Consider the following 20069-nt stretch of genomic DNA (forward strand, 5'->3'; position numbering starts at 1 on the left):
GACATGCCCATCACAATGAGAACCATAACAATGAAAAAAACACAGTTAGCCAGCCTCATCATGGCCGCCCTGGCGAGCGGCCCTCTGTTGGCTGCCGTTCAGGCTCCCACCTCCTTGCCCTTCAATACCCAGCCACCGACCAACGATCTGCAAGGATCCTTGGCGGCGCAGGTTCAATTAGCCCAGAGCCAGATCCTGCCGGCCCATGCCGCAGAAGGGGACAGCCAGCCCAGGCTGACCGCCCTGCGCAAGAGCCTGCTGCTGGTCAGGCCCTTGCAAGCCGAGACCGGCGTGCCTATGACGGTGACGGCGCGAGATGGCGCCGGACAGACCCTAGGGACGCTCAGCCTCAACCCGCCCGAGCAGTTGCCGAAGACGGCCTATTACCTCGATGGTTCGCCGGAAGAGGGGGTCGACTTCACCCCGGCGGCGGGGACCACCAATGTCATCAGCAGCAGTGCCGAGTTGGCCCGGCTGGGTGATGCCACTGCGACCTTGCTGCGGGATCGCCTGGGGCAGCATGCCCTGGTGGAGGTGAAGACCGCCGATGGCCGATGGGTCAGGGATATCTATCTGCCAGAGGGTGCCGCCCTGGAAGGAAAGATGGTGCGTGCAAGTTCCAATGCCGGTTACACCTCGACGGTGCGCTACAGCGGCCGCCAGGTGACCCTCTCCCGCGGTCAGACGCTGCAATTCAAGTTCGTGGGCGGCCAGTGGATCCGTGAAGGGGAGCTCGAGAACAACGGCATCCGCTATGCGACCGACACCTGGAGCGTCGTGCTGCCAGCGGACTGGATCCGCCCAGGCCTGAGCCTGCAGTTCAATCAGGGAAGCCTCAGCGGCGAGCTGACGGACTTGCAGGTCGGTGCCCCGAGCGAGCTGCTCATCCACACCATAGACCTTGGCATGCTGACTACTCCCCGAGATCAGTTTGCCTTCGCCAGGGATCCCGAAGCCCATCGCGAGTACTTCCAGACGGTGCCGACCAGCCGGCTGATTGTCAGCCAGTATGCTCCCCTGTCGCTGCCGGAGGTGATGCTGCCAAACGGCACCCTGCTCACCGACTTCGATCCCGGCCAGGGCGGCTGGCACGAGGGCACAATGCGCCAGCGCATCGGCAAGGAGCTGATCTCCCACGGGATAGACAATGCGAACTACGGCATCAACAGCACCGCCGGCGAGGGGGAGAGCAGCCATCCGTATGTGGTGGCCCAGCTGGCGGCCCATAACAGCCGTGGCAAGTACGCCAACGGCGTGCAGGTGCACGGTGGTTCGGGCGGGGGCGGCATAGTCACGCTCGACGCCTCTCTGGGCAACGAATTCAGCCATGAGGTGGGCCACAACTATGGCCTAGGCCACTATGTCGGCGGCTTCCAGGGCTCGGTGCACCGCAGCGCCGAGGCAGTCAATTCGAGCTGGGGCTGGGATGGGGATCGCAATCGCTTCATTCCCAACTTCGGCGTCACCCGCAGCGGCCAGAGCGCCTGCCTCGACGGTCAGTGCCAGCCGCCTTTCGAGGGGCACTCGTTCGGTTTCGATGCCATGGCGGGTGGATCGCCCTTCTCCGGCTTCAACCGCTTTACCCTCTACACCCCGAATTCGGCCGCCATCATCCAGCGCTTCCTCGAGAGCAAGGCGGTGTTCGATGCCGCTTCCCCGACCGGATTTCGCAAGTGGGATGCTGCCACCGCCACCATGGTGCCCTATCAGCACAGGGTCGAGCAGCTGGAGCAGATCAGCGCACCTATCAAGGATCTGAGCGAGGTGAAGCTGGCGGCCCTGCTGGCGGAGTATGATCTGGTCAAGGTAGCCATGTGGGACGGCAACTGGACGCGCAACATCCAGGTGCCCCCTGCTGCTGCCGGGAATGCGGGGCGTATCCTGACCCTGGAGCACGGTGCCGGCTACAACAGCATCCTCTTCATCAACGGTCAGCAGATCACCCTCTCCCGCGGTTTCAAGAAGAGCTACACCTCGGACGGCAGCCGCTGGAACGAAGGGCCGGTGGCGGATGCACGGGTATCGCGTAAGCCACAGGCATTCGGGGTGCCGGTGACGACCCTGGTGGGCTACTACGATCCTCGCGGGCTCTTGCCGAGCTACCTCTATCCGGCCCTGCATGGCGCTTACGGCTTCAGCTATGGGGATGACGGCGAGCGGATCGGGGCGGGAGATTGCCAGCTGCAGGTGGAGACCCGAGAGGGCTTGCTGCACTTCCGGCTGGCCAATCACCGGCTAAATGCCAACCTGATGAACAAGTTCCATGTCAATGTGCCCACGGCCAGCGAGCCACGGGGCGCCGCCGTGATCTGCGCCGCCGGGACCCTGGATCAGAGGCCCGTCTCGGCGCCGGAAGTGGATCTCTCCTTCACCGTCAACGGGCGCCCGCTCGAGTAAGGGGGTCGCTCCTTCATTGCCGTGAGAGAACGCATTGCCACTGGCTGAGACGCCAAATAAAAAAAGGCCCGTACGGGCCTTTTTTCATGGGATTCAGAGCGGTTTTTGCCACAGGCTCAGCAGCAGATCCTGTTCAAGCTCGTCCGGCCCCTGCTGGGTGAAGGCGTGACGCTGTTCACCGCCAGCGCGCCAGCCGAGGCGGCTGGTTTCCAGCACATGGGCGCGCAGACTCTGATCCATGGTCATGGAGAACTGGCAGCGTTGCCGCTCGACGGGGACTAGCCCGGCCAGGGCTGGCCAGCTGAGGGGGTGCTCCATGCTCACCGGGTTGAGGCTGACCCTCAGCTGCCACTGGTGGCGCGGGCCGGGTTGCAGGTGAAGCAGGTAGCCGCCCGGGGTCAGCAGGCTGACCAGCAGCTCTGTCTTGATCTTGAGGTCGTTGACCAGCAGCACCTGGGCTGAGCCGGCCAGCAGCGGTGCCTTGGCCGGATCGGCAATGACGAAATGGCCGTCGGGTTGCGCCTTGTTGGCGGCGAAGATGGCGTTCTTGGCCAGATCGAGGCCGCCAAATTGCCAGCCCGGCAGGCGCTCTGCCAGGGCGCGGCAGTAGTACCCCTCACCACAGCCGAGATGGATCAGTTCGCGCTCGCCGAGCGGAGCCAGCAGGGTCGCCATGGCCTCCACCAGAGGCAGCTGGTGTCCCTGCTCCAGGAAGCGGCGCTTGGCGCGCAGCAGGGCACGGCTGTCGCTGTCCTTGGGATCCTTCTTGCCCGGGATGAGATCCAGATAACCTTCCGGGGCCGGATCGAAATGGTGCTTGTTGTCGCAATAGACCCCGCGGGAGGCTTCATGAAGATGCAGGGGGCTGCGGCACAGGGGACATTGAAGTTGCATACACACTCGCTTGGTTGAAGCCGGGGAAGGGCGTGCGGGATTATAGGGGAGGAGATCAGAAAAGGCTGCCGTGGCAGCCTTTTTTATCCAACGGCCCTGTGCTGAGCCGTCGGGGAACCCGGTCAGCGGGTGCCAAACACCACTATGGTCTTGCCGTGGGCCGAGATGAGCTCCTGCTCTTCCAGCATCTTGAGGATGCGGCCGACGGTTTCGCGAGAGCAGCCGACGATCTGGCCTATCTCCTGGCGGGTGATCTTGATCTGCATGCCATCCGGATGGGTCATGGCGTCCGGCTGCTTGGCCAGGTTCAGCAGGGTCTGGGCAATCCGGCCGGTCACGTCCAGGAAGGCGAGGTTGCCGACCTTCTGGCTGGTGTGCTGCAGGCGCTTGGCCATCTGGCCGGAGAGGCGCAACAGGATGTCCGGGTTGACCTGGATCAGCTGGCGGAACTTCTTGTAGGAGATCTCGGCGACTTCACAGGCGCCTTTGGCACGTACCCAGGCGGAACGCTCCGGATTCTCGTTCTCTTCGAACATCCCCATCTCGCCCAGGAAATCCCCCTGATTCAGGTAGGAGAGGATCATCTCCTTGCCCTCGTCATCCTTGATCAGGACGGCGACTGTACCCTTGACGATGTAGTAGAGGGTTTCCGCTTTTTCACCGGCGTGAATAAGGGTGCTCTTGGCGGGATACTTATGAATGTGGCAATGCGACAAGAACCACTCGAGGGTGGGATCGCTTTGCGGTTTGCCAATGATCATGAGACTTCCTCTGTAGTGTCATTTTTATGGACTGTGCGTCCAGGCAAGTTGCCAAGCTTGCCATTCCTTAGTCTTTGGTCGCAGTAGAATAAGAGCCTTTGTCTGTGCTGACAAGGCTTTGGGACTTTGGTGTCCATCTGTGTGCATCGATCTGCTGCGCCATCCGGGCCATTCTAGGCAAGAAGGGGGGGAGATATGTTGATTTCGATCTATTTCCTTCAGGGTCTGCCGCGGTTTCGGAACAAGTCGCGGCGCCGGGACTCGGCGGTCATGAAACCGGGAGTGGCGCAACGTGACGGGGCATGTGCCACTCGACCCCTGCTTGAGGTATGCTATGGGCGTCAGAACCGTCGTCATTGAGAGGAAATGTGAGATGAAAGCCAAGGTCAGCTGGGTGGAAGGCATGAAGTTTGTGGGCGAGAGCGAGTCCGGTCATCAGGTGACGCTGGACGGCGCCAACCCGGGCGAAGGTGCCAGCCCGATGGAGATGATCCTGCTGGCTGTCGGTGGCTGCAGCTCCATCGACGTGGTCTCCATTCTGGAGAAGGCGCGCCAGAGCGTGACCGCCTGTCATGTGGAGCTGGAAGGGGCCCGTGCTGACTCAGTGCCCCGGGTGTTCGAGAAGATCCACCTCAAGTTCGTCGTGACCGGCAAGGGGCTGGCCGAGAAACAGGTTGCCCGCGCGGTCGACTTGTCGATGGAGAAGTATTGTTCCGTTTCCCTGATGTTGGAAAAAGCGGTAGAAATTACCCATAGTTATCAAATCGTTGAAGCTTGATAGTTGTAGTTTGTCCCGTCGATAACGCCATGACATAAGGAAAGTGCGATGAAAAAGATAATGATGTTGCTTCCCCTGTTCGGGCTGGCTGCCTGCAGCATGCCGCAGCCCACCCAGTATCAATACAGCCAGTATCAGTGCGGGGAAGAGTTGTTGGCCATCACCTATGATGCCCAGGCCGACATGGTGCAGTTCCCTTATGCCGGGGTCTATCACAAGCTGAGTCGCATCGAGTCACCCAAAGAGACCGCCAGCTATTCCGATGGGGTGACCACCTTCTCCCACCAGGAAAAACAGGCCACCCTGGTCAAGAACGGCGTGACTCTGCTGACCTGCGAACTGAAGTAATCGTCATGCCGTGCAACGGCGTGTATCCACAACGGCCTGCTTGAAGCAGGCCGTTGTGTTATGGGGCGCTCATTGAGCGGGCAGGGAGTCCAGGAGTTGAGCGGCGAGCTGCTGGCTCAGCTGGCTGCGCTCGTCCTCGGCGACGGGCACGTCGCTGGCGAGCTGGATGGCGCTGCTCCAGACGCTTTGCTGGGTGCGCCTGTCGATCAGCAGTATGGCCAGGGTGCCCTTGCGGGCATCGGCGGCGGCATTCAGGCCAGGGGTCATGCCGATGCGGGAGAATATCTCCCCATCGCTCATGTCCTGGCTGCCCGCCACCCCGATGGCGACCCAGACGTCGGCCTCATCGAGGGGCACGCTGCGCCAGCCCTTGCCATCGAGCGCCTGGGTGACGGCCTGCTGCACCGGTTCCAACCAGGGCGCGGCGCTGTTGCCCGCGTACTGGAACTGCTCCGCCAGCGCATAGCGTGGCGTCGCCCCGTAGGCCCAGTTTTCTGCCGGACGGACCACCATGGTGCCCGTCTCGACCGTGGGGGCGGCGGGGCCAGTGCTGCAACCGCCCAGCAGGGCTGCCAGTGTGAATGAGAGAAGTGCACCGCGCATCATAAGCTCCTTGGCTCAGGTGATCTTGCCGGTTTCTAACAGTTGCTGGATCAGGGGACGCAGGATCAGCTCCATCGCGAAACCCATCTTGCCCCCCGGCACCACTATGGTATTCATTCTGGACATGAAGGCCCCGTCTATCATCGACAGCAGATAGGGGAAGTCCACCTGCTTGATGCCCCGAAACCGGATCACCAGCATACTCTCGTCCAGGCTGGGTATCACCTTGGCGCTGAAGGGGTTGGAGGTGTCCACCGTCGGCACCCGCTGGAAGTTGATGTGGGTGCGGGAGAACTGCGGGGTGATGAAGTTGATGTAGTCATCCATGGAGCGGACTATGGAGTCGGTCACCGCCTCGCGCGAATGCCCGCGCTCCGAGGTGTCGCGAATGAGCTTCTGGATCCACTCCAGGTTGACGATGGGCACCACGCCGATGAGAAAGTCCACGTGACGGGCCACATTGTGTTCGCCGGTCACCACGCCGCCGTGCAGTCCTTCGTAGAACAGCAGATCCGTCTCTCCCGGCAACCCCTGCCAGGGGGTGAAGGTGCCCGGCATCTGGTTGAAGGGGACTGCCTCGTCGAAGCTGTGCAGGTAGCGTCTGTACTGGCCGCTGCCGCTCTGACCGTACTCCTGGAAAAAGGATTCCAGCAGGCCGAAGTCGTTGGCCTCGGGACCGAAGTAGCTGATGTGGCGCCCTTGCTCGCGCGCCTTGCGGATCGCCACGTCCATCTCGGGCCGGGTATAGCGGTGAAAACTGTCCCCCTCGACCACGGCCGCCTTGTATCCGAGCTGATGGAACATGGAGCGGAAGGCGTTGGTGGAGGTGGAGGTGCCGGCACCGGACGAACCGGTAACCGCAATGATGGGATGCTTGGCCGACATAGAATTCTCTCTTCCTTGGGAGTTCCGTTATAAAGGCAGGTTCAAAGTGCGGTCAAGTGCAGCCTTGCTGCGTGGGCGCCATCATGAGCCCCCATGCCCCTCGGCGGCTGGTCTCCATCGGCGCCGAGGCAGTCGGTGACGGAGGCAAAAAATAAGCCTATTTGAAACGCCAGCCTCATCGGGCGAGCCGCCCCTCTTCCCCCTGAACTGAGCGCCGCACCGCTGTGCTTGGCGGGGCCCGTGCCGGACGTTGTTCAGCTTGAGTTCCTTCTCTTGTGTCATTCTGCCGGAAAGTCGTCGCTCGGCGCATTGCTCAAATGCGTCTTGGGCACGACGTTGACACTCTCGTGCAACTCGCTGTAGACGAGCACGGCACTACCTTGTAGTAATTGTTGTCTGACCTCTTCAACCTTGTCGGCCAGGCTGACATCCTGTTCGCCGTATTCGGTGCCTTCTTGCAGGACGAAATGCTCGAGCAGGTTGTTGAGGGTATCTGGATCCAGTTCTTGCCAAGGGATAATCATGATTTCATCTTCAGTCATAGCGATACGGATATTGTCGGTGTCTGACCGGCAAGCGCAAGGAGTTTATCTGGACCTGAGCGAGGGTTCCCATGGCATCAGCTGAACAGCGCCGCCCCACCAGTCAGTTCGACCAGCACCTTAATGATACGCGTCGGCGTGCCCTGAGCGCAGGGCTGCGCTGGTTCTGGGTCATCAATCAGCTGGCGATCCTCTATCTGCTGGCGCGCTTCTATCTCTATCAGGATGCCCGGCTGGTGGCGATCAATGGGCTGCCCTGGCGCTATGAGTATCAGATTGCCCTGGTGCTGCTGGCGAGCGTGCTGCCGCCCCTGGGCTGGCGCTGGTTCTCTCGCCAGGGAACACAGAGATGGCAGCCCTGGCTCTGGGGCTGCGCCATGTTGTGGGGACTGGCCTGGGCGATGACGGCCTATGCCATTGCCACCATAGAGCTCAGAGGGGGGTTCAGCCTGGCATTCAACATGGTCAGCCTGTTGCTGCTGACGGCCCTGATCGCCTTCTATTACGAGTGGCGCGTCTTCTATAGCCTGAGTGCCCCGCCTCTGATCTTCCTGCTGTTCGAGGAGCACTGGGTGATGGTGCCGTCCGTCACTGTGCACTGGCTGGCGGCCGGTGGCTTGTTGATCATCCTGGAGACGGGGCGGCGGATGCTCAACGGCTGGTTCGAGCTGGCGGTGTCGCGCGAATATGACAACCTGATGCTGGCGCGCAAGATGAATGCCATGGCCCACAGGGATCCCCTGACCGGGCTCGCCAACCGCCGACACTTCGATCAGGTCTGCAAAAACGCCATCGCACAGGGCACGACGCTGGAGACACCCTTCACTGTGATCCTGCTGGATGTGGATTTCTTCAAGCGATACAACGACCACTACGGCCATCAGGCGGGAGATGAGTGCCTGATCCTGGTGGCAGAGTGCCTGGAGGAGAGCGTGCGGGAACCCGGCGATCTGGTGGCCCGTTACGGCGGGGAGGAGTTCGTGGTGTTGCTGCAGGAGACGGACCTGGCCGCCGGCGAGCGGGTCGCACAGCGGATCCGCGCCACCCTGGCCGCCCGGGCGCTGCCTCACGCAGCCTCAGAGGTGGATCCCCATCTCACCCTGAGCCAGGGGATAGCCCAGTGGCGTCAGGGGGAGAGCCTGGTCATGCTGCTCGAGCGGGTGGATGGCGCCCTCTATGAAGCCAAGGGGGCAGGGCGCAACTGCTACCGCCGGGCATCCTGAGTCTGTTCCCGCAGCCACTGGCTGATGCGCTCCTCCAGCCAGAAGCGGGGGCGCCAGGGGGTACCGTGCAGGAAGCCCACGTGGCCACCGCGCCGGCTCAGCTCGTAGCGCACCATGGGAGAGAGCTGCTCCGGTCTGGGGATCACGGCCCCTGTCATGAAGGGATCGTCGGCGGCGTGGATGATCAGGGTCGGGATGGTGATGCGGGCCAGGAGATCAAGGCCGGAGCAGGTCTGATAGTAGTGATCGGCGCTGTCGAAGCCATGGAGCGGGGCCGTGACCTGCTCGTCGAAGTCGCGCAGGGTAGCGATGCGACTCACCTGCTCCGGTTGCCAGCGAGCTGCGGCTTGTTGGCGGATCTTGCGCAGCAGATTGGCTCTCATGGTGCGCAGCAAGTAACTCTGATACACCCGTGAGAACCCCTGATTGACCCTGTCGGCGCAGCTCGCCAGCTGCAGCGGCGCCGAGATCACCACGGCGGCGGTCAGTTCATCCGGACAGGCCCGCGCCAGCAGATTGACCAGCATGTTGCCCCCCAGGGAGTAGCCGATGGCGACCAGCGGCTTGCCGGGAAAACGGCGACCCAGCTCGGCGATCAGCGCCTCTGCATCCTCGATGGCGCCGGAGTGATAGGCCCGCAGCAGCCGGTTCGGCTCGCCGCTGCATCCCCGAAAATGCATCAGCACGGCGTCGTTCCCCTGCCGCTGCAGATGGGCAAACAGTCCCTTGGCATAGTGGGAGTGAATGCTGCCCTCCAGACCGTGAAACAGCACCAGCAGCGGCCGCTCATCCTGGCTGATGGCCCCGCTCCAGGCGAGGTCGACGAAGTCCCCATCCGCGAGTTCGAACCGTTCCGGGATGAAGCGGGCCGGCGTGCGGCGCAGCCACTTCGGCAAGATGGTCTGCAGGTGGGCATTGCGGGCCCACCAGGGGGCGTGGAAGTGGCTTTCTGTCAGCATGCAACGACTCGGGGCAGCAGAAGAGGAAAGGGGCGGCGAGCCCATGGCCCGCCGCGGTATCAGGCGGGCAGGCGGTCGTGGTGTTCGGCGCCGCGCAGCATGGCCTGGATCAGCTCGTTGGCTTCAAACTTGGTCAGCGCCTCGTGGGCGCCGACCTGATGGGCCCGCTCCACGCTGATCTCGCTGGAGAGGGAGGTGTGCAGGATGATGTAAGCCTCCGCCAGCCTGGGATCGCTCTGCACCTCGAAGGCCAGCTCGTAACCGTCCAGCCCCGGCATCTCTATGTCGCTCACCAGTATGTCTATCCGGCTGCCCTGGGCGACCCTGGCCTGCATCAGGCTGAGGGCGTCGCGCCCGTTGGTGCACACCTCGTAGGGAATGTTGATGTAATCGAGGGCCGCCATCAGCTGGCGGCGGGCGACGGAGGAGTCGTCCACCAGCAGGATCCGCATCGGCTTGAGCCGTTCGCGCTGCACATCGGTCAGCACTGGGTAGAGGTGGCTGGGATCGTCCGGATAGACCCGGGACAGGATCAACTCCACGTCCAGCAGCTGGATCAGCTGCTCGCCCACCTTGGTCACCCCGGTGACGAAGACGTTCTGACCGAGGGAAGGGGGCGGCGGCTCTATGTCACGCCAGTTGCACTCGGTGATCTTGTCGATGCCCCGCACCAGGAAGCCCACCAGGGTGCGGCGGCAATCCGTGATGATGATGAAGCAGTTGGGCATCTCCTCCCGGCTGATCGGGCGATAGCCCACCGCCATCGCCATGTCGATCACGGGGATGGTGGTGCCCCGCATGCTGGCCGCCCCGAGTACGGTCGGGTGCGAATGGGGCAGGGCGGTGAGCTGGGTGTAGGGGACGATCTCCTTCACCTTGAGGGTGCCGATGGCGAAGGATTGCCTGGCAGAGAGGTGAAACAGCAACATGCCCTGGGATTGGTTGGCCTTGCTCGTCATGGCGGATGTCCTGTTGATCTAATCGGTGACGGTCAATCTGGTGTTCAGCATAGAGGATGGTGACAAGGATGACTCCTTTGTTATTAGCGACCGCGAGCCGCAAAACTGGACCCTGTCACCACCATTTATTTTCTCGTCCGGCTCACTGGGCGTAGGCCACCGCCTCCAGCGTCAGTCCGAGCCAGCGCTGGCACGCCTGCGCCAAATCCTGTTCATCCCGGTAACCGAGCTTTGCCACCACCTGGGCTGGCTTGCTGCCACTTCTGAGCAGGCGTACCCCCTGCAGCAACTGCCACTGGGCACCGAGCGCATCGGCCGCCAGGGCGGGATCCTCGATGCCGCGCTCGGCGAGGCAAGCCTGCCAGGCCGCGGCGCTGCCTTCAGACTGACTGGCCAGGGCGCGCCAGGCACCTTGCAGCGGCTGATCCGCCTGCGCCAGGATGGTGCACGCCTGCAGCTCGTCCCCGATGACCCGCAGACGGTGGCCATAGGCCTCCTGCCAGTCACGGGGCCTCGACCAGTTGGCCAGGCTGTCCAGCAGGGCGTCCATCAGCGGGGTGGGTTGCAACCAGCCTGCCTGGGCCGGTTGCGCCACCCGCACCGAGCAGGTCAGCCGATCATGCTGACAACCCGCCAGGGGAGTGAAGGCGGCGAGGGCATCGGCGCACAGCCAGAAGTGGCTGCCCGCCGTCAGCAACAGCTCATGGGAGCCGAGTCTCAGCAGTGCCGCACCCCGGGTGACGCGCAGCAGCTGACCCAGGGGGGAGCGTTTGCGGGGGCCGACCTGCAGACAAGGAGTGGAAAAATGCTGATATTCGATGGCGTGATGCATGTAAAAACCCTGATATGATGCTGCCTGGAGGTAACAAAAATGGAAACCAGACGTAAAAAACGCTTCATTGCCGGTGCGGTTTGCCCGGCGTGCGGCAAGATGGACACCATGATGCTGTATATGGAGCATGGAGTCGAGAAGGTGACCTGTGTCGACTGCGGGGATACCCAGGTGCAGACCCAGGCCGAGGTGGACAAGGCGACCCGGGAGGCCGAACAGGTCATAGGGGTGTTCCGCCCCGAGTAAGAGAGAGCCGGATGGCCGAGGTTGACAAGGCTATCCGCGAGGCCAAACGGGCAATCAGCGTGCTTAGCCCCGAGTGTTGGGCCTCTTGGTAATACCCGGGGTGGGACAAGGCTCGTTCTGGACTGCTGACTTTTTCAGCATGGCGGAGCGGGGCAGATCATATGCTTGGCCACCTTTTTAAGGTATTCTGGGCCCGTTTTTTTCTATCCGCAGGATCCCTGACATGAAAGTAGCTCCCCTGAGCGTGGTTACGCTGGAATACACGGTCACCGACGAACACGGTGAAGTCATCGACACCACTGTCGGTAAAGAGCCTCTGGTGTATCTGCACGGTACCCGTTATCTGGTCTCCGGCCTCGAAGCCGAGCTGGAAGGCCGCAGCGTGGGCGAGGCGTTCGACGTCACCCTGACGCCGAGCCAAGCCTATGGCGAGTATGACGAGAACCTGGTGCAAGAAGTGCCCGGCGAGCTGTTCGATGGCATGGAAGTGTCTGAAGGGGATACTTTTGTGGCCGAGACCGACGATGGCCACCGTCCGGTGACCGTCATCGAAGTCTCCGAAGAGTTCATCAAGGTGGATGGCAACCATCCGCTGGCCGGTGTGACCCTGGGCTTCAAGGTCGAGATCAAGGACGTGCGTGCCGCCACTGCTGAAGAGCTGGCTCACGGCCACGTGCACGGTGCCGGTGGCTGCGGTCACGATCATGGCCATGGCCATGGCCATGACCACGGTCACGATCACGATCACGACCATGACCACGGCGGTTGCTGCGGCGGTCACGGCCACGATCACGGTCATGACCACGGCGACGAGCAAGGTCACGGCGGTTGCTGTGGCGGCGGTGGTTGCGGTGGCAAGGGCCATCAGCACTGATCTGCCGACTGGCAAGATGAAAAAACCCGCTGCGTGCGGGTTTTTTTATGGCGGCGCACTCAGTAGTGCGGTGGGGGCGTCTCTTCGGCCATGCTGGCGATCTGGCTCGGCTGCACGCTCTGCAGCTTGTCCACCAGCAGCTGGATCTGATGCTTGAGCCGATCGAGTTCACGGCCCTGGGTGGTCACCTCTTCGTTGAGCTGCTCCACCGTGTATTCGGCATAGGCGAGACGGCTTTCCAGGGTCTCGAGACGATCGTTAACTTGCTGACTCATGGGCCTTTTGGTCCTTACTTGATAGTCCAGATTTCGGCCAGGCCACTGGAGCTGGCGCTGACGAGGTGGCCATTGTCGCGCAAAGCCACGCCATAGACCACAGCGCTCGGTGGTTTCACCTTGGGATGGGGAGAGACGCGCCAGCTTTGCAGCAGGCTGCCATCGCTCACCCGCCACAGGGAGAGCTGGCGGGAGGGGGCGCCGGTGACGAGCCAGTCGCCATCCTTGACGAACCGGGCGCTGGTGTAGACCTCGAAGCGGTGATCGAACTGCAGCCGGCTCACCTCCTTGCCTGTCTTGAGATCCCAGATGCTGGCCTGACGGCTGTCGGCGGTAAAGGCGAAGCGCCCCGCCGGATCCAGCCTCGCCATCACCACCCGGCCACCATGGTTGAAACGCCACACCACCTGGCCGCTGCGGGTATCCCACAGATAGGCGCTGTAGTCGTTGCCGCCGGTGAGGGCGTAGCGGCCATTGGCGGAGAGATCCACCGTATTGACCTGCTCGGTATGGCCGAGGAACTGCAGCCTGCGCCCGGTGCGGGTATCCACCAGCTCCGCCTTGCCATCTTCGCGACCGATCAGCACCAGACGGCCATCGGCCGAGAGTGCCGCATCCCTCAGGCTGGATTCAGGAAGTGAATAGTAGCCTTGGGAGCGACCATCTTGCAGGCGCCAGATGGCAAAGGTGCGCTGGGTGGCCGTGATGGCGTGGCTGTCGCCCGGGGAGAAGCGGGTGAGGGTGACGAACTCTTCCTGGTCCTCGCTCTGGCGCCAGCGCCAGCGCTCCTTGCCCTGTTCCAGATCCCACACCACTGTGCCCTGGCCCAGGCTGGAGACTATGGCCTGCTTGCCGGAGCTCGCGAGATCAGCACTCAGCAAGCCCTGGTTGGCGAGGCGGATCTGCTGGCCGGGAAGTGAGCTCTGTTCGCACCCTGTCAGCATCAGGCAGATACCGATGAGATAAATGGCACTTTTGATCATTTTTCCTGTCTCATGCTTTCGTTACCTGCGATCACGGCGTTAGTATAAGGCGCTTATCACGATAAACCTCTCATTTCACGAAGGAACCGAGAGCGGTATTTAGAGTTTTGGAGAAACTGATGAACAATTTTCTGAAGGTGTCCCTGTTGGCTGCGGCCGTTGCCGTGAGTCTGACTGCTTGCCAAAAAGATGAGAAGCCTGCTGCCAATACCGCAGAGGTCAAGGCAGAAGCCAGCAAGCCGGCAGAGGCCCCCAAGGCAGCAGCCAAGAGCTTTGAAGAGCAATCCGGCTATGCGATCGGCCTCTCCATGGGTCGTTATATCGCCAATACCCTGGAACGTCAGCAGGAGCTCGGCATCAAGCTGGACAACAGCGTCATCCTCAAGGGTGTGACCGACGGTCTGGGCAAGGAAGCCAGCATGACTGACGAGGAGATCCAGAAGGTCCTGCAGGAATACGACGCCAAGATCAACGAGTTGACCAAGGCCAAGGCTGACAAGGATGCGGTGGACAACCTGAAGAAGGGTGAAGAGTACCTGGCCGCCAACGCCAAGAAAGAGGGCGTGAAGAGCACCGAATCCGGCCTGCAGTATCAGGTCGAGAAGATGGGTGACGGCGCCAAGCCCAAGGCCACCGACATCGTCAAGGTACACTACACCGGTACCCTGACCGATGGCACCAAGTTCGACAGCTCCGTCGATCGCGGCGAGCCGGCTACCTTCCCGCTCAACCAGGTGATCCCGGGCTGGACCGAAGGCGTGCAGCTGATGCCGGTCGGTTCCAAGTTCAAGTTCTTCCTGCCGTCCAAGCTGGCCTATGGCGAGCACGGTGCAGGCTCCATCCCGGCCAACGCCGTGCTGGTATTTGACGTCGAGCTGCTGGCCATCGAAAAGCCGGCTGCCGATGGCGCCGATGCGAAGAAATAAGCAGTCGATGCGATAAAAACGGCTCCCCAGGGAGCCGTTTTTACTTGTGTCGCGCCAGGATAGGCCGGAGAAAGCAGGGACCCGTCTTGAGTGTGTGGCGGCTAGCCCCCAGAATAGACAACAAAATCAATCGCAAGGATGGATCTCGTGGCTGAAAGCAAACCCCGTGTCCTGCTGGTGGAAGATACCCGCAGTCTGGCCGTCGTCTATGAGCAGTACCTGGTTCAGGATGGCTATGAGGTGCTGCTGGCCGATTGCGGCCAGCAGGCACTGGCGCAGTTGCTGACCAGCCCGCCCCCCGTGGTGCTGCTTGACCTCGAACTGCCCGACATGTCCGGCATGGCCATATTGCAGCAGATCACCGAGCAGCAACTGCCCTGCTCAGTGGTGGTGATCACCGCCCACGGCTCGGTGGACGTGGCGGTGGAGGCGATGCGCTGCGGTGCCTTCGACTTCCTGACCAAGCCGTTCGACGGCAAGCGGCTGTGCGCCACCGCCCGCAACGCCTTCAAGCATCAGCAGCTCAGCTCGCTGGTGGCCCAGTACAGGGAGAACTTCGAGCGCAGCTCCTTTGCGGGCTTCATCGGCGCCTCCATGGCGATGCAGGCGGTCTATCGCATCATAGAGAGCGCGGCGCCGAGCAAGGCGACCGTCTTCATCACGGGGGAGAGCGGTACCGGCAAGGAGGTCTGTGCCGAGGCGATCCACCAGTGCAGCCCGCGCCGGGATCAGCCCTTCATCGCGCTCAACTGCGCCGCCATTCCCCACGATCTGATGGAGAGCGAGATCTTCGGCCATGTGAAGGGATCCTTTACCGGTGCCCAGGGGGATCGCAAGGGGGCGGCCAGCCTGGCGGACGGCGGCACCCTCTTCCTCGACGAGATCTGCGAGATGGATCTCGACCTGCAAAGCAAGCTGCTGCGCTTCATCCAGACCGGCACCCTGCAGCGGGTCGGCAGTGGCAAGGTGGAGACGGTGGACGTGCGTTTCGTCTGCGCCACCAACCGGGATCCCCTGGTGGAGGTCAAAGCGGGGCGCTTTCGCGAGGACCTTTACTACCGGCTGCACGTGATCCCGCTCTCTCTGCCACCCCTGCGCGAGCGCGGCGAAGACATACTGCTGCTGGCCCGCGACCTCCTGCTGCGATATGCCAAGGAGGAGCACAAGCGCTTCCGGGATTTCGATGCAGACGCCGTGCGGGTGCTGCTCGATTACCCCTGGCCCGGCAACGTGCGCGAGCTGCAGAACGTGGTGCGCAACATAGTGGTTCTCAATGATCGCGAGCTGGTGAGCAAGGAGATACTGCCGCCGCCGCTCAACGGCGGCCGTGCGCTCGCGGTGCCTGCCCCCGCCGAGGACCCCCCCGAGACTCTGGCCGAGCCCATGTCGATCCCGCTGCCGGTGCGCCCGCTCTGGCTGGTGGAGAAGGAGGCCATAGAGCAGGCTATCGCCAGCTGTGACGGCAACATCCCCAAGGCGGCGGCGCTGCTGGAGATCAGCCCCTCGACCATTTATCGCAAGAAGCAGGGCTGGGAAGAGGCGAGCCTGGCTTAGGGCTTAAGGCCGCGAGGTTGGAGATCTACCCTTCACTCCCTCATTTACCGCAAGAAGCAGGGCTGGGAGGAGGCGAGCCTGGCTTAAGGCCTAAGTATGGCTGGGCTCAGCCCTTCCTTTATCTATCGCAAGAGGCCGAGTCGGGAAGGGGGGCTGGCCTGAGTGACGGGCGGCGTGAGCCACCCGCTCTTTTTGTGGCGCGCAGTCAGAGCTTGGCGAGGCGCTTGAGCCTGGCCAGCCGCTCCGCCTCGTTGGCCTGCAGCCAGCCATCCCGCGAGAGCAGGAACCAGGCGCGGGCGAAGTATTCGGGGGCGGCCGGATCGTCCAGCATGAGGCCGTTCTCCCCCAGCTCCTCGAACAGGTAGCCATCTTCCGGCGCGCTGGCCTCGGCCATGTCGGCCTTCAGCTGGCTCAGCTCGGCCATCGCCTGTTCGTGCAATCCCTGCGCCCGGCTCAGCCGTGCCAGGCTCCAGCGGGCGATAAAGGCCTTGTTCTGATTGCTGTGTTGCTGGTGCCAGGCCAGGCACTTCTGCTGGCAGGCCCTGGCCTCCTCAAAGCGACCCAGCTCAAACAGGGTCCAGCCCTGATTGTTGTAGAGGCTGGGCAGCCAGCCGCGCACCTTATCGTCGGCACTGCGCTCGGCCAGGGTCATCGCCAGTTGATGCCAGCGGCTCTGCTCCTCCAGCGGGGCGGCGATGGCCACCATGTGGGCCGCGTCTATGGCGAGCCCTGTCTCCCCCAGCTTGAGCCCGAGTTGCCACCCCTGCTCGAACAGCGTCCTGGCGCTGGCCTTGTCGCCGGCCGAGTTGAACGTCCGCCCCCGTTCCAGCAAGGTGCGCAGCCGTGCTCGCGGCGTGGCGTCGGTGAGGCGGGGTTCTATCTCGTCGAGCAGTTGGTGCGCCTGTGCAAACTGGCGCTGCAGCGAATGGGTGCGGGCCAGCTGGGTCAGCAGCTCCAGCTCGTATTGCAGGTCGTGGTGCACCTCTTCGAGCAGGCGTCGAAAACGCAGGGCAGTGGCGGCGGGATCCTGATAATCCCACTGCGCCATGAAATCGGGCGGATTGTCCATCTGGCCTCCTGGCTGGTTACCCTCTCACCAAGATGCCTATCGCCCATTGTTTGTACAAGGGGCGCCCGTCACAGGGCGCCCCTCAGGTCATGAAAAAGCTAGTGCAATCGAAATCAATAGACCATGGCCAGGCTCATCAGCATCAGGCCCAGGGCGGCGAAGGCCCCCTCCTTGATGGCCAGGCGCGGCACCAGCGCCTTGGGCAGTGCCGGGAACAGGCAGAGCGCGAAGCCAAGCCCCGGCATCAGCCAGTGAAAGCCGGGACTGCGCAGGGTCGGATCTGCCGCCCCGTTGATGATGATGAGCAGGATGAAGAGGGTGAAGGCGGGCAGGATAAACCAGCGGGCGTTGCCGGCGGCGACCGCTCTCAGGGGCGAGATGCGATAGAGCACCAGGGTCACGATAAAGAGTACGAGGGGGGCCAGCAGATAGAGGGGGGCCGGATTCATGATGGGGGTCTCCAGACAACGGGGGGAAGAGTGTAAGCAGCCGGGGCTAGGGATGACCAGCGCGCCAGCCCCGGGCTGTGAGGCCGATCCCAGGGCAAAGGTTTGCCTGGCAAGGGATCAGCGCAGCCAGATCCAGGCACAGCCAAATGCCAGCCAGCTCAGCACCAGCAATACCCATGGCAACGGGTGCTGGCGGCTGATCTCGACAAGCTCTATCTCCTGGGCCTCTTCCTCATGCTCGCCCTGCTGTGGCTGCTTCGTCCTGGCTTGCTGCTTCTTCTGGCGGCTCGCCTCCCTGGCCCGCGCCTTCATCTGTTTCTTGTATTCGTCTATGCCCTTCTGGATCCCCTGGGCGATCAGCTGGGTCTGCTCCTTGGTCTGCCCCGGTTTCTGGTTGGCGCGGGCTACCTTCATCGCCTCCTGCTGGGTCTCGGGGGAAATTTTGTCGTACTTTGCCATTCACGGCTCTCCTTGGCATCGATTGGCGGGAAGTATGCCATAACTGTTTCCGGCAGGCTGCCATCCCTGCGGGGGAAATGAGGCGGCAGGAGATTGGCTAGTGATGGAAATATGAGGAGACAGGTTGCGTTGGTGATCACATTTGGCGGAATTTGTGAGTCACCGATGAAAAAGCGTCACATGTTGTTTGTTATATTAGCGCCCGACCTAATGGCTTGGGTCGTCCAATAACAAAATAACAAGGTGATATGGAAATGAATTATAAATTTGTCAAAGGAACTGTCGCGCTGGCTGTGCTAGCCGCGCTGAGTGGCTGTAATACCTCACAAAATGAAAGTGTCGCCCCCTGCAGCGAAAATGTCTGCAAGCTGACCATTTTGCACACCAATGATACCCACGGTCGTTTCTGGCACAACGACAAGGGTGAATATGGCATGGCCGCCCAGAAGACCCTGGTCGAACGCCTGCGTGGTGAGGCCAAGGCTGCGGGCAGCGAGGTGCTGGTGCTCTCCGGTGGCGACGTGAATACAGGGGTGCCGGAGTCGGATCTGCAGGATGCGGAGCCGGACTTCATGGCCATGAACAGCATCCGCTACGATGCCATGGCGGTGGGCAACCACGAGTTCGACAACCCCCTGAGCATCCTCGAGAAACAGCGTGAGTGGGCCAAGTTCCCCATGATCTCCGCCAACATCTACGACAAGGCCAGCGGCAAGCGCTACTTCGACCCCTACAAGGTGTTCAAGCTGGAGAACGGCCTCAAGGTCGCCGTGCTGGGCCTGACCACGGAAGACACCGCCCAGCTGGTGGATCCCAACAACGTCCAGACCCTGGAGTTCCGCGATCCGACCACGGAAGCGGCCAAGCTCGGCAAGCAGATCCGCGACAGCAAAGAGGCGAACCTGGTCCTGGCCATCACCCACATGGGTCACTACGAGAATGGCCAGCACGGCAGCAATGCCCCTGGGGATGTGGAGATGGCGCGCGCGCTGCCGGCCGGCACCCTGGACGCCATCATAGGTGGTCACTCCCAGAACCCGGTCTGCATGGAGCCGGGCACGGCGGACAAGTACGCCGACTTCAAGCCGGGTGACGATTGCCTGCCGGATCAGCAGAACGGCACCTGGATCATGCAGGCCCACGAGTGGGGCAAGTATGTGGGCCGCGCCCAGTTTGACTACCAGAATGGCAAGCTGACCCTGACCCAGTACGATCTCATCCCGGTCAATCTGAAAGACACTGGCGGTGCCTTCATTCAGGAAGAGATCACCAAGGATCCAGAGCTCTACAGCACCCTGCTCACCTATCAGGAGAAGGGTCAGCAGGAGCTGGGCGTGGTGATAGGCTCCACCGACGGCGTGCTGGACGGCGAGCGTGCCAACGTGCGCAACAAGCAGACCAACCTGGGTCGCCTCATCACCACGGCCACCGCCGAGAAGCTGAGCACCGACTTTGGCATCGTCAACTCAGGCGGCGTGCGTGCCTCCATCGCGGCTGGCGACATCAGCTATCGCGACGTGCTGACAGTGCATCCGTTCGGCAACACGGTCAACAAGGCGACCATGAGCGGCAGCGAGCTGGCAACCTATCTGGGCCTGGTGGCGACCAAGACAGTCAACACCGGCGGCTATGCCCAGTTTGGTGGCATCAACATGGCGGTGGACTGCCAGGCCAAGAGCGTGACCATCACCAGCGTGGGCGGCAAGGCCTTCGATCCGGCGGCCAGCTACAGCTTCTCCATCCCGAGCTTCAGCGCAGCCGGTGGCGACGGCTATCCGAAGATCAATACCATCAACGCCGGTCTGGTGGATGCCGGGGTGTTGAAGGATTATATCGCGGCGAAGAAGACCATACAGGTGGCCGATTATCAGCCGGCCGGCGAGGTCAGCTATGTGAATTCCGCCTCGACTGATGGCTGCAAATAATAGATCGGCCTTGGGCCAATAACAAAAGAGAGGCAGCCATGGCTGCCTCTCTTTTTTATTTTCAAGGTCATCAGCATGGGCTGAAGGCGATTATTCTCGGCCCCTCACAGGGAGGGGGGAATATTCCA

22 protein-coding genes are annotated in these 20069 nt (G+C 62.2%); 9 read left to right on the forward strand and 13 right to left on the reverse strand.

The genetic code is table 11. The annotated features are described in order from the left end of the window. Positions 1-30 precede the first annotated feature (30 nt). Complete coding sequence (locus tag ACFWHB_RS04455) at positions 31-2397, forward strand: M66 family metalloprotease (RefSeq protein WP_395949537.1); 2367 nt, start codon at positions 31-33, stop codon at positions 2395-2397. Between the two features lie 93 nt (positions 2398-2490). On the opposite strand, the gene ACFWHB_RS04460 is transcribed toward ACFWHB_RS04455, so the two are convergent. Together ACFWHB_RS04460 and crp are read right to left on the reverse strand one after the other, a co-directional pair. Then, positions 2491-3291 carry a putative RNA methyltransferase gene (locus ACFWHB_RS04460; protein ID WP_106885954.1) on the reverse strand — a complete coding sequence of 267 codons (801 nt, stop codon included), beginning with the start codon at positions 3289-3291 and terminating at the stop codon, positions 2491-2493. 122 nt (positions 3292-3413) lie between these two features. Beyond that, complete coding sequence (crp, locus tag ACFWHB_RS04465; protein ID WP_025328082.1) at positions 3414-4052, reverse strand: cAMP-activated global transcriptional regulator CRP; 639 nt, start codon at positions 4050-4052, stop codon at positions 3414-3416. 373 nt (positions 4053-4425) lie between these two features. Between crp and ACFWHB_RS04470 the strand changes: the two genes are divergently transcribed. Together ACFWHB_RS04470 and ACFWHB_RS04475 are read left to right on the forward strand one after the other, a co-directional pair. Further along, positions 4426-4830, forward strand: coding sequence for an OsmC family protein (locus ACFWHB_RS04470; RefSeq protein WP_106885955.1), 405 nt, complete (start codon positions 4426-4428; stop codon positions 4828-4830). A gap of 48 nt (positions 4831-4878) precedes the next feature. Next, the gene (locus ACFWHB_RS04475; RefSeq protein ID WP_395949538.1) at positions 4879-5178 is read left to right on the forward strand and encodes a hypothetical protein; all 300 of its coding nucleotides are present in this window, start codon (positions 4879-4881) and stop codon (positions 5176-5178) included. Between the two features lie 69 nt (positions 5179-5247). Here ACFWHB_RS04475 and ACFWHB_RS04480 read toward each other — a convergent pair whose 3' ends face one another. From ACFWHB_RS04480 to ACFWHB_RS04490, 3 genes are all read right to left on the reverse strand, one after another. Next, complete coding sequence (locus ACFWHB_RS04480; RefSeq protein WP_106885956.1) at positions 5248-5781, reverse strand: DUF4136 domain-containing protein; 534 nt, start codon at positions 5779-5781, stop codon at positions 5248-5250. A gap of 15 nt (positions 5782-5796) precedes the next feature. Next, positions 5797-6666, reverse strand: coding sequence for a phosphoribulokinase (locus tag ACFWHB_RS04485; RefSeq protein WP_106885957.1), 870 nt, complete (start codon positions 6664-6666; stop codon positions 5797-5799). Positions 6667-6944: 278 nt separating this feature from the next. Next, positions 6945-7190, reverse strand: coding sequence for a YheU family protein (locus ACFWHB_RS04490; protein WP_111909821.1), 246 nt, complete (start codon positions 7188-7190; stop codon positions 6945-6947). A gap of 89 nt (positions 7191-7279) precedes the next feature. On the opposite strand from ACFWHB_RS04490, the gene ACFWHB_RS04495 reads away from it, so the two are divergent. Then, a complete protein-coding gene (locus ACFWHB_RS04495; RefSeq protein WP_395949539.1) occupies positions 7280-8431 on the forward strand; it encodes a GGDEF domain-containing protein in 1152 nt (383 codons plus the stop codon). On the opposite strand, the gene ACFWHB_RS04500 is transcribed toward ACFWHB_RS04495, so the two are convergent. From ACFWHB_RS04500 to ACFWHB_RS04510, 3 genes are all read right to left on the reverse strand, one after another. Further along, positions 8413-9390: a hydrolase gene (locus ACFWHB_RS04500; protein ID WP_139745961.1), complete on the reverse strand. Its 978-nt coding sequence runs from the start codon at positions 9388-9390 to the stop codon at positions 8413-8415. The genes ACFWHB_RS04495 and ACFWHB_RS04500 overlap by 19 nt on opposite strands. A gap of 59 nt (positions 9391-9449) precedes the next feature. Beyond that, positions 9450-10349 (reverse strand): chemotaxis protein CheV, encoded by a 900-nt coding sequence (locus ACFWHB_RS04505; protein ID WP_025328075.1) that lies wholly within the window; start codon positions 10347-10349, stop codon positions 9450-9452. Positions 10350-10491: 142 nt separating this feature from the next. Further along, entirely contained in the window at positions 10492-11181 is a 690-nt protein-coding gene (locus tag ACFWHB_RS04510) for a hypothetical protein (RefSeq protein WP_395949540.1), read from the reverse strand. Positions 11182-11220: 39 nt separating this feature from the next. Here ACFWHB_RS04510 and ACFWHB_RS04515 point away from each other — a divergent pair, with 39 nt between their 5' ends. Together ACFWHB_RS04515 and ACFWHB_RS04520 are read left to right on the forward strand one after the other, a co-directional pair. Then, positions 11221-11427: a YheV family putative zinc ribbon protein gene (locus tag ACFWHB_RS04515; RefSeq protein ID WP_033130616.1), complete on the forward strand. Its 207-nt coding sequence runs from the start codon at positions 11221-11223 to the stop codon at positions 11425-11427. A 223-nt stretch (positions 11428-11650) separates the two neighbouring features. Continuing rightward, positions 11651-12301 (forward strand): FKBP-type peptidyl-prolyl cis-trans isomerase, encoded by a 651-nt coding sequence (locus tag ACFWHB_RS04520; protein WP_395949541.1) that lies wholly within the window; start codon positions 11651-11653, stop codon positions 12299-12301. Positions 12302-12360: 59 nt separating this feature from the next. Here the strand turns inward: ACFWHB_RS04520 and ACFWHB_RS04525 are convergent, their stop codons facing one another. Continuing rightward, entirely contained in the window at positions 12361-12576 is a 216-nt protein-coding gene (locus tag ACFWHB_RS04525) for a SlyX family protein (protein ID WP_005330500.1), read from the reverse strand. A 14-nt stretch (positions 12577-12590) separates the two neighbouring features. Beyond that, positions 12591-13559 (reverse strand): WD40 repeat domain-containing protein, encoded by a 969-nt coding sequence (locus ACFWHB_RS04530; protein WP_106885963.1) that lies wholly within the window; start codon positions 13557-13559, stop codon positions 12591-12593. A gap of 119 nt (positions 13560-13678) precedes the next feature. Between ACFWHB_RS04530 and fkpA the strand changes: the two genes are divergently transcribed. Then, a complete protein-coding gene (gene fkpA, locus ACFWHB_RS04535; RefSeq protein WP_106885964.1) occupies positions 13679-14485 on the forward strand; it encodes an FKBP-type peptidyl-prolyl cis-trans isomerase in 807 nt (268 codons plus the stop codon). A 147-nt stretch (positions 14486-14632) separates the two neighbouring features. After that, on the forward strand, positions 14633-16039 hold the full coding sequence (locus ACFWHB_RS04540) for a sigma-54-dependent transcriptional regulator (RefSeq protein WP_106887871.1): 1407 nt from the start codon (positions 14633-14635) through the stop codon (positions 16037-16039). Positions 16040-16244: 205 nt separating this feature from the next. Here ACFWHB_RS04540 and ACFWHB_RS04545 read toward each other — a convergent pair whose 3' ends face one another. The 3 genes from ACFWHB_RS04545 to ACFWHB_RS04555 all read right to left on the reverse strand — a co-directional run bounded on the left by ACFWHB_RS04545 (position 16245) and on the right by ACFWHB_RS04555 (position 18016). Then, a complete protein-coding gene (locus ACFWHB_RS04545; protein ID WP_395949542.1) occupies positions 16245-17108 on the reverse strand; it encodes a tetratricopeptide repeat protein in 864 nt (287 codons plus the stop codon). Positions 17109-17221: 113 nt separating this feature from the next. Further along, the gene (locus ACFWHB_RS04550; RefSeq protein ID WP_163148731.1) at positions 17222-17557 is read right to left on the reverse strand and encodes a hypothetical protein; all 336 of its coding nucleotides are present in this window, start codon (positions 17555-17557) and stop codon (positions 17222-17224) included. A gap of 117 nt (positions 17558-17674) precedes the next feature. Beyond that, positions 17675-18016 carry a DUF2956 domain-containing protein gene (locus tag ACFWHB_RS04555; RefSeq protein ID WP_139745955.1) on the reverse strand — a complete coding sequence of 114 codons (342 nt, stop codon included), beginning with the start codon at positions 18014-18016 and terminating at the stop codon, positions 17675-17677. A 254-nt stretch (positions 18017-18270) separates the two neighbouring features. On the opposite strand from ACFWHB_RS04555, the gene ushA reads away from it, so the two are divergent. Next, positions 18271-19941, forward strand: coding sequence for a bifunctional UDP-sugar hydrolase/5'-nucleotidase UshA (ushA, locus tag ACFWHB_RS04560; RefSeq protein ID WP_395949543.1), 1671 nt, complete (start codon positions 18271-18273; stop codon positions 19939-19941). Positions 19942-20069: the final 128 nt, after the last annotated feature.

This window comes from Aeromonas mytilicola subsp. aquatica (assembly GCF_044336385.1).
GTDB classification, from domain to species: Bacteria; Pseudomonadota; Gammaproteobacteria; order Enterobacterales; family Aeromonadaceae; genus Aeromonas; species Aeromonas rivipollensis.

What these genes read in the sequence shown, in the direction of transcription:
- ACFWHB_RS04455 (WP_395949537.1), top strand. Translation starts at nt 31, where the DNA reads ATGAAAAAAACACAGTTAGCCAGCCTCATCATGGCCGCCCTGGCGAGC.
- ACFWHB_RS04460 (WP_106885954.1), bottom strand. Translation starts at nt 3,291, where the DNA reads ATGCAACTTCAATGTCCCCTGTGCCGCAGCCCCCTGCATCTTCATGAA.
- crp (WP_025328082.1), bottom strand. Translation starts at nt 4,052, where the DNA reads ATGATCATTGGCAAACCGCAAAGCGATCCCACCCTCGAGTGGTTCTTG.
- ACFWHB_RS04470 (WP_106885955.1), top strand. Translation starts at nt 4,426, where the DNA reads ATGAAAGCCAAGGTCAGCTGGGTGGAAGGCATGAAGTTTGTGGGCGAG.
- ACFWHB_RS04475 (WP_395949538.1), top strand. Translation starts at nt 4,879, where the DNA reads ATGAAAAAGATAATGATGTTGCTTCCCCTGTTCGGGCTGGCTGCCTGC.
- ACFWHB_RS04480 (WP_106885956.1), bottom strand. Translation starts at nt 5,781, where the DNA reads ATGCGCGGTGCACTTCTCTCATTCACACTGGCAGCCCTGCTGGGCGGT.
- ACFWHB_RS04485 (WP_106885957.1), bottom strand. Translation starts at nt 6,666, where the DNA reads ATGTCGGCCAAGCATCCCATCATTGCGGTTACCGGTTCGTCCGGTGCC.
- ACFWHB_RS04490 (WP_111909821.1), bottom strand. Translation starts at nt 7,190, where the DNA reads ATGATTATCCCTTGGCAAGAACTGGATCCAGATACCCTCAACAACCTG.
- ACFWHB_RS04495 (WP_395949539.1), top strand. Translation starts at nt 7,280, where the DNA reads ATGGCATCAGCTGAACAGCGCCGCCCCACCAGTCAGTTCGACCAGCAC.
- ACFWHB_RS04500 (WP_139745961.1), bottom strand. Translation starts at nt 9,390, where the DNA reads ATGCTGACAGAAAGCCACTTCCACGCCCCCTGGTGGGCCCGCAATGCC.
- ACFWHB_RS04505 (WP_025328075.1), bottom strand. Translation starts at nt 10,349, where the DNA reads ATGACGAGCAAGGCCAACCAATCCCAGGGCATGTTGCTGTTTCACCTC.
- ACFWHB_RS04510 (WP_395949540.1), bottom strand. Translation starts at nt 11,181, where the DNA reads ATGCATCACGCCATCGAATATCAGCATTTTTCCACTCCTTGTCTGCAG.
- ACFWHB_RS04515 (WP_033130616.1), top strand. Translation starts at nt 11,221, where the DNA reads ATGGAAACCAGACGTAAAAAACGCTTCATTGCCGGTGCGGTTTGCCCG.
- ACFWHB_RS04520 (WP_395949541.1), top strand. Translation starts at nt 11,651, where the DNA reads ATGAAAGTAGCTCCCCTGAGCGTGGTTACGCTGGAATACACGGTCACC.
- ACFWHB_RS04525 (WP_005330500.1), bottom strand. Translation starts at nt 12,576, where the DNA reads ATGAGTCAGCAAGTTAACGATCGTCTCGAGACCCTGGAAAGCCGTCTC.
- ACFWHB_RS04530 (WP_106885963.1), bottom strand. Translation starts at nt 13,559, where the DNA reads ATGATCAAAAGTGCCATTTATCTCATCGGTATCTGCCTGATGCTGACA.
- fkpA (WP_106885964.1), top strand. Translation starts at nt 13,679, where the DNA reads ATGAACAATTTTCTGAAGGTGTCCCTGTTGGCTGCGGCCGTTGCCGTG.
- ACFWHB_RS04545 (WP_395949542.1), bottom strand. Translation starts at nt 17,108, where the DNA reads ATGGACAATCCGCCCGATTTCATGGCGCAGTGGGATTATCAGGATCCC.
- ACFWHB_RS04550 (WP_163148731.1), bottom strand. Translation starts at nt 17,557, where the DNA reads ATGAATCCGGCCCCCCTCTATCTGCTGGCCCCCCTCGTACTCTTTATC.
- ACFWHB_RS04555 (WP_139745955.1), bottom strand. Translation starts at nt 18,016, where the DNA reads ATGGCAAAGTACGACAAAATTTCCCCCGAGACCCAGCAGGAGGCGATG.
- ushA (WP_395949543.1), top strand. Translation starts at nt 18,271, where the DNA reads ATGAATTATAAATTTGTCAAAGGAACTGTCGCGCTGGCTGTGCTAGCC.